1 protein-coding gene is annotated in these 2,694 nt (G+C 60.5%); it reads right to left on the bottom strand.

Annotation, left to right across the window (positions count from 1 at the left end):
* Positions 1-216: 216 nt before the first annotated feature.
* A complete protein-coding gene (locus PROAA_RS13265; RefSeq protein WP_186411799.1) occupies positions 217-2,226 on the bottom strand; it encodes a diguanylate cyclase domain-containing protein in 2,010 nt (669 codons plus the stop codon).
* Between the last annotated feature and the right edge of the window lie 468 nt (positions 2,227-2,694).

Genomic DNA, 2,694 nt, shown 5'->3' with positions numbered 1-2,694 from the left:
TCGAAGTCGCCGAGCAGGCGGATCAGCGTCGCCAGAACGCGACGCGAATCGCGGCGATAGACCGCGTCCACCATCGACTGAGCTTGATCGGGACTGGATTTGTTCATTGGCCTTCAGTCATCAGACGACTCAAGAAGGTGATCCTGACAACTGGTCGGATCATCGCGGAATAGCGCTCTACGCTCCCGAACCTACGTCTGCATCCCCGAACTGCGACTACGTACGCTGCTCGCAGATGCGATAGATGTTGCGGCCGTCCTGCTTGGCGCGATACATGGCGGCGTCTGCGGCCCGCAGGAGTTCGTCGGCCGTTGCTGCGCAATCCGGATAAATGGCGATTCCGATACTTACTGCGACCTTTAGCGTGGCGCCGGAATATTCGACCGGTTGCGCGGCAACGGTCAGCAGCTTTTCTGCGATGGTGATCGCGTCGGCCACGGCGCCGATGCTCGGCAGCACGGCAACGAATTCGTCGCCGCCCTGCCTGGCCAGCGTGTCACTGTCGCGCAGGCATTGCCGCATGCACCGCGCCACTTCCTTGAGCAGCACATCGCCGGCCTCGTGCCCGTGAACATCATTGACTTCCTTGAAGCGGTCGAGGTCGAGAAACATCACGGCGACCCTGTGTTCATCCCTGGCGGCGCTCGCCAGCGCCTGCTGCAAGCGATCGGCGAGGAGCAGACGGTTGGGTAGGCCCGTCAGCGTATCGCGAAACGCCAGCGCCCGGATCTTGTCTTCTTCGAGCAAGCGCTGAGTGATGTCGCGGGCGACCAGAATCACGCCGACACACCGTCCGCCGCCATCATCCATGGCGATCGCCGAGAATTCCCAGGTCTGCGCTTCTCCGCGATTGACGTCCGCCCGCCAGCGTAGCTCGCGCTGTGAAGACCCGAACTGCAACTTGTCGCGACGCGGCCAGTCATGGGGTGGAGAATCCGCAAACAGGACTTCGACGACCTTCCGGCCAAGCAGATTGGCCGGAGATTCGCGTAACCAGTCCACGGCCGCGCGGTTGAGCTGAACGATCCGCCACGACTGATCGAGGCGAAAGATCGGGTCGGCGACCGCATGAAACGTGCGCTCCCATTCGGCGGCCGACAGGGCCAGCGCACCGAGTGTGCCGTCGAGCCGTTCCACCAGTGTTTCGACCGTGCGGGCGAGATCGGAGATTTCATCGCGAGAATCGACGCTACGCAACATTTCGACGGCCGGGCGGGCGTGCGCGAGTTCGACATTGTCGCTGCCGAGCGCGCGATTGATCGCCGAGGCCGCATGGTGCAACGTGGTGACCGGACGGGTAATCTGTCTGGCAGCCCACAGTCCGACGATCAAGGCAAAAAGTAGCGACAGCGCGGCGACCTGAAGGACCGCCCAGCGTACATCCTCGACCGGCTTGAGCGCATCGGCGCGCGGTGCCTGGGCGGCGACGAACCACGATGTCCCTGGAATCTGACGCACGCCGATCAGCATCTCAACGCCCTGGGAATTGGTTGTCTCTCCGACGCCCTGAAAACCTCCGATCGCAGCATCAACCACCCGGTTGACGCCGACAGGAACATCACGCTTCAAGATACGGGACTCGTCCGGATGGAGAATCAGTTGGCGAGTCGTATCCATGACGTACACGTAGCCGTTCTTGCCGATCCGCTGCTTGAGAATGGGACCCAGTGCGTCTTCCGCGAGCAGATCAACCGAACACCCAAGAACCGCGAGAATCTTTCCGTCATCCGAAATTACCGGTGCAGCAAAGGTGATCACCGGTTTGCCAGTGCGCTTCGAGGTATACGGCGGGCTGACGACTGGCCGCCCTTCCCGCATGGCATCCTTGTAGTAATCGCGAAAAGCGAACGAGCGCCCCTTGAGTTCGGGGTGCGGCGGATAGTCGACGAGAAAATCGCCGTCGGCGTCGAGAAGGAACAATCCGTTGCGAAAGCGTGGCGCAAGGGTGATCGCGCTTTCCAGCGCCTGCCCGACGCGTGACAGGTCGTCGCCGTCGGTCAGGGGCTTGCGCGGCAGCGCCTTGGCGATCAGCGCGGCATTCTGCTTGCCGTCACGGATAAAACCCTCGATGGTCAGCGACGCGGCGCCTGCGACGGCATCGACCCCGGACAGAATATTCTCACGCAGTGCCCTCTCCTGATACTGCAGGGACGCGCTGGCGATGACGACAATCAATGCCGCCGCCAGCGACACGATCAGGATCGACGTCTTTGCACGCAGTTTCATCGCAGTCTCATTCTGTCGTCAATGGTCAGTGCGGATCACGACAGCACTGGAAATTCAGTCGCATGATCTCAGCGCACTCTTTCGTTCGCCCGATGCTCCCTCAAGGATCGGGCTGGGATGTCGCGCCTGAAGATTGGCACCGGGTGAGCAAAAGCCAGCTCCGAGTATCCTTGCCTGTCGCACACGTGTCAATGAAGACAACCTGAGCCCACAGGCGGATTTCGAATTCCGTTTCACGCACCGTTTCGACACTGAAACAGTGAATCGTTGGCGATGGCACCGACCTGATCAGTTTGCCGTTTATGCATAGACATTCGGTCGGTGCGTGCACAAAAAAGGCGCGCTGACATTGCAGCGATCAGGCTCCTTTACGACCAAATACTCTCCACTTCCACCGCGCTGCTGCCTTAGAATGAACCATTAGTTATCAATGCCCATCCATTATGTCCAAGCAGCAATGGAGTCTAG

The sequence above is a fragment of the Candidatus Propionivibrio aalborgensis genome (genome assembly GCF_900089945.1).
GTDB lineage: Bacteria > Pseudomonadota > Gammaproteobacteria > Burkholderiales > Rhodocyclaceae > Propionivibrio > Propionivibrio aalborgensis.
Note: the sequence above shows the minus strand (reverse complement) of the source record. Positions and strands in the feature narration are given on the sequence as shown.

Bases quoted from the DNA above. Each gene is read 5' to 3' on its own strand.
- PROAA_RS13265 (WP_186411799.1), bottom strand. From the start codon at position 2,226: ATGAAACTGCGTGCAAAGACGTCGATCCTGATCGTGTCGCTGGCGGCG.